The organism is Chamaesiphon sp. OTE_8_metabat_110, from assembly GCF_031382685.1.
Classification (GTDB): Bacteria; Cyanobacteriota; Cyanobacteriia; order Cyanobacteriales; family Chamaesiphonaceae; genus Chamaesiphon.
Map to the genome: position 1 here is coordinate 1 of NZ_JANMZA010000226.1, position 4,368 is coordinate 4,368.

The window sequence follows — 4,368 nt, forward strand, 5'->3', positions numbered from 1 at the left end:
GCGATGCTTGTGCTAACGGTCATCCCGCTGGACAAGGTTGCGGACACACAGGCTGTGGCTGTGATAAGTAAATGTCAGATCGATCCACCGAACCAGTGACGATCGAAGATGGGGAAGATCTTTGTTGTGAAGCTCCCCATCCCACTCACTCTGACGATGCAAATTCCCCACCCACCGAAATGCTCTCGGTGGAGAAGGCACAGCGTCTGTCAGAGTTTTTAGGCTTTTTAGCCGATCCCAATCGGTTGCGAATTCTCTCGATCCTCGCAGCGAAGGAAATGTGCGTTGGCGATTTGGCGGCGATGTTGGAGATGAACGAATCGGCGGTATCCCATCAGTTAAGAATGCTCAGGGCAAACCGATCGGTCAATTTTCGCAAGCAGGGGCGGCATGTATTCTATAGCCTGCAAGATCGTCAGATGCTCGACTTTTACCAGGCGGCGATTCTCTTTCAGAGAGGCTACGCCAACGAGCAGATCGCACTTATTTAGCCGCAAAAGGTGTATATTTACCCCCTAATCCTTCGACGATCGCTTTAGTATTGGCAACTAACATCTGCTGATAAGTTCCACCTGGACTATTCGCTTCACCCAAGCCATCAGCATAGATTTCCTGCTCTGCTACTTTTACTTTCGCTTCTTGCGCGATCGCAGTAATTAATTTAGGATTGAGTGTCAATTCTGCAAAAATAGTCGGTACTTGTGCCTGCTTAATTTTGCCAACCAGTTCTTTCGCTCTAGCTGCATTTGGTTTTTCTTCCGTACTCAATCCTTCCAAAGCATCAACCGGGATTCCATAAGCTTTTGAATAGTATCCTAGTGCGTCATGAGTGGTAAATAATACTTTTTTAGCCGTAGGAATTGTGTTTATTTGCGATTTAATCCAAGTATCAAGCTGCCCGATTTCAGAAGTTAATTTTTGAGTATTTTGCTTGTAAGTTGCGGCTTGGGCTGGGACAACTTTTTCTAAACTAGTCGCGATCGTTTCAGCAATTTTAATCCCATGCTGGGCATTGTGCCAAACATGCGGATCTGTCGTGCTTTTACCATCTTCTTCAAATTTCTGGGGTTGCGGTACGGCAACTTCATGTACGGCGATTTTTAGAGCTGGATTAGATGTTGCTTTAATCGCTTTGGCTAGCTCTGGCTCAAAGTCATAACCTCCATATAAGACTAGTTTGGCATCCTCGATCGATTGTCTAGATTCTGGTGTCAGTTTATAAACGTGAGGGTCGCTACCAGGAGCAAGCAAGCAGACTACATTTACAGTGCTAGCTGCAATTTGTTTGGTCAAGTCGCACAGTACAGTATTAGTTACAACTACTTTCGGACTGTCTGTATTTGCGGTGGGGGTTGTGGCTGGAGTTTCGCTAGCGGTGGGGATTGCTACATCAGGCTGTTTGCTGGTTGGGGTGGTGCATCCAGTCAGCATCCCGAATGTCAGTAGTGATAATCCAATCCAGTTAAAATGCAGTGAGTGTTTTGAGTCTGGGCGACGAAGGCTAATTTTCACGATCGAATGTGGGATGGGTAAGTTGTGGTCGATGAGTCTTGGGTGAGGCACAGCATCTGGAGCGGTGAATCTGTGATAGAATGAGAATCATTATCGACGCAGGTGAGAATCATCTTAAAGGGTGGAGTCGCTTACTGTCAATTGGACTTGTGAGTTAGCACACGATTAGATTCAGATCGCACAGATTCGCTGCGACACGTATCGCTCGCCAGATCGGAACTAGCCCCAGTCAATATTTGTAGTGCAGATTCAGTCTTGCTAAAAATCGGAACACCACTTTTTTTCGCAAGATCTATAATTAATCATCTGCTTAAAGTTTCACCGATCGCTAATTCACTCACAAGGCTAAAACACTTATGGTAAATACTTTAGACAATTCCTCCAACACAACCGTTCCAGTCACTGTCCTAACTGGATATCTGGGCGCAGGAAAAACCACCTTACTAAATCATATTCTAACCTACGAGCATGGTAAAAAAGTAGCTGTAATCGTGAATGAATTTGGTGAGATTGGCATCGATAATCAACTGGTTGTCAGTACCGATGAAGAAATTTTTGAGATGAATAACGGCTGTATTTGCTGTACGGTACGCGGTGACTTAGTACGAATCATCGACAAACTGATGCAGCGGCGCGATAAATTCGACCATTTAGTAATCGAAACCACTGGACTCGCCGATCCCGCACCTGTAATTCAAACCTTTTTCGTCGATGAAGATGTCCAACTGCATACTCACTTAGATGCGGTAGTAACTGTCGTAGATGCCAAGCATATTCAACTTCACTGGGATGCAGATGAAGCTCAAGAGCAGATCGCGTTTGCCGATACAATTTTGATCAATAAAACCGATCTAGTTACTGTTGCTGAATTAGACGAACTCGAACGTAAAATTCGCAGTATGAATGCAATGGCAAAAATTCATCGAACTAAAAATGCCCAGGTGAATATGGATGCAGTTTTAGCAGTTGGCGGCTTCGATTTATCTCACGCGCTGACGATCGATCCGGATTTCTTGGGTGAAGAAGCTCACGTTCATGATGAGTCTGTTAAATCGATAGCATTAGTGCTATCGGGTGCAATGGACATCAATAAAATTAATGATTGGTTGAGCGATTTATTACCCAATCAAGGCCCCAATATCTTTCGGATGAAAGGGATTTTAAATATTCACGGACAAAAAAATCGCTTTGTGTTTCAAGGGGTACATATGCTATTTGATGGTAAACCCGATCGTGAGTGGCGGGTTGATGAGCAACGCAAAAATGAGTTGGTCTTTATCGGGCGAGATCTCGATGAGGCTAAATTACGATCGGACTTTACTAAATGTTTGGCAACAGGGATCGGATTTGGGAAATAACGATCCTCACTCAACGAGTGACGGGCTGAATCTGTATATATCGATTTTTTTTATGCTATGCCAGTCTCGACCCTAGTATACCAAGCATGAATGAGCAGAGTCTGAAAAAGAACACAGGCTGACTCAAGGCGCTGTGTGCAATTATCGACTCTACTTCATGTGGTGGTAATACAGCCACATTTCGACAGCAGGCATCCCGAAACTCTTCGACTTCTATCGAACCACGGCACCAGCCCCTTTTCCCTATTAATTATTGTTCTCTAGACGACTCCACAAGCCTTTCAAGACTTTTCTGCGCCACTAAGGAGATTTCCCTAAGCCTAGCTTCTCGGACTTTTGTAACTTTAATGTAATAAAAGTTCGACGAGATAAGTTGGTAAATATGCCGATCGATTTTGGATAGTAATGAGATACTATGTCATTAATCGGATTTTAAATTAGGCGGTTACAAACAAGCGATGAATCAGCAACTCAAATTTGGGATCGGCATTGGCACGGCTATTTTAGCTGGGTTGGCAGTTGTGCATGGGCGCTCGATCGGCGAATCGATCTTCACAAACCTGCGCATAGCTCCCGCACAAGCCCAGGCTCAGACCCTCAAAATAGTCTTCCCGACTCGATCGGACACCACCGACTTACAGACTAAAGCTAGAGCAGTTACAGCATTTCTTAGTAAAGAGTTGCAACAACCTGTCGAAGCAGTATTTGGCGATGAAACCGCAGCCGTAGAAGCCTTGCGTGCCAATCGCGCTAACGTCGCCTTTTTGAGCAGTCGCTCCGCGCTCAAAGCCAAAGAATTAGCTAATGCTAACTTATACTTAGCAGAAGTGCGCGCCAATTATTCCGGCGGGCATACTTACAAATCGATTTTTGTAGTCCCCAAAAATAGCCCCCTCAAGTCTGGGCAAGGAGAAGCCACACTCACTCAGCTCAAAGGCAAGCGGATCTCATTTACCTCGCCCACATCTGGCTCGGGCTTTATCTTTCCCGTAGCAGAACTGGTACAACAAAAACTCATCCCCAATCGCGATCGTCTCAATGGTTTCTTTGGGCAAGTCACCTATGGCGGCAGCTATGATAAAGCCCTCCAAGCCGTATTGCGAAATCAAGCTGATGTCGCCGCAGTCTCGGAATATACCCTGGGTGCGCCTTATATTACGGCTACCGAAGCTAGCAAGTTACGCGTACTGTATAGTATTTCTGGCGTCCCGGCGCATGGCATTGTCATCAAGGATAATGTTTCAGCGAGCGATCGCAACAAGCTGATTGCCGCAATGATGAAATTAAATCAGCCTGCTAATAATCAATTGTTTCGCGCTCTTTATAACTCCACCACATTGGTAAAGGTCAACAATTCACACCTTAACCCGACCAAAGTCGCGCTAGAGCAAGCCGGGATGAAACCATAATTAACCCAAGTTGCTACCCATAAACCCAGCGGTTTCTAACCGCTGCGTGTGGTGCAAATTCAGCCTGTATGTCTTGTCTCGGTAAACCG

At 45.4% G+C, this 4,368-nt stretch carries 4 protein-coding genes; 3 read left to right on the forward strand and 1 reads right to left on the reverse strand.

All coding sequences use genetic code 11. The features are described 5' to 3' along the window. The first annotated feature begins 71 nt into the window (after nucleotides 1-71). Nucleotides 72-491, forward strand: a complete 420-nt coding sequence (locus RMO52_RS08425; RefSeq protein WP_310412860.1) for a metalloregulator ArsR/SmtB family transcription factor — start codon at nucleotides 72-74, stop codon at nucleotides 489-491. On the opposite strand, the gene RMO52_RS08430 is transcribed toward RMO52_RS08425, so the two are convergent. Next, nucleotides 484-1,512 carry a metal ABC transporter solute-binding protein, Zn/Mn family gene (locus RMO52_RS08430; protein WP_310412863.1) on the reverse strand — a complete coding sequence of 343 codons (1,029 nt, stop codon included), beginning with the start codon at nucleotides 1,510-1,512 and terminating at the stop codon, nucleotides 484-486. The two genes, RMO52_RS08425 and RMO52_RS08430, sit on opposite strands and share 8 nt — an antisense overlap. A gap of 356 nt (nucleotides 1,513-1,868) precedes the next feature. On the opposite strand from RMO52_RS08430, the gene RMO52_RS08435 reads away from it, so the two are divergent. After that, nucleotides 1,869-2,870, forward strand: a complete 1,002-nt coding sequence (locus tag RMO52_RS08435) for a GTP-binding protein (RefSeq protein ID WP_310412866.1) — start codon at nucleotides 1,869-1,871, stop codon at nucleotides 2,868-2,870. 458 nt (nucleotides 2,871-3,328) lie between these two features. Then, nucleotides 3,329-4,279 carry a phosphate/phosphite/phosphonate ABC transporter substrate-binding protein gene (locus RMO52_RS08440; protein ID WP_310412869.1) on the forward strand — a complete coding sequence of 317 codons (951 nt, stop codon included), beginning with the start codon at nucleotides 3,329-3,331 and terminating at the stop codon, nucleotides 4,277-4,279. The last annotated feature ends 89 nt before the right edge of the window (nucleotides 4,280-4,368 follow it).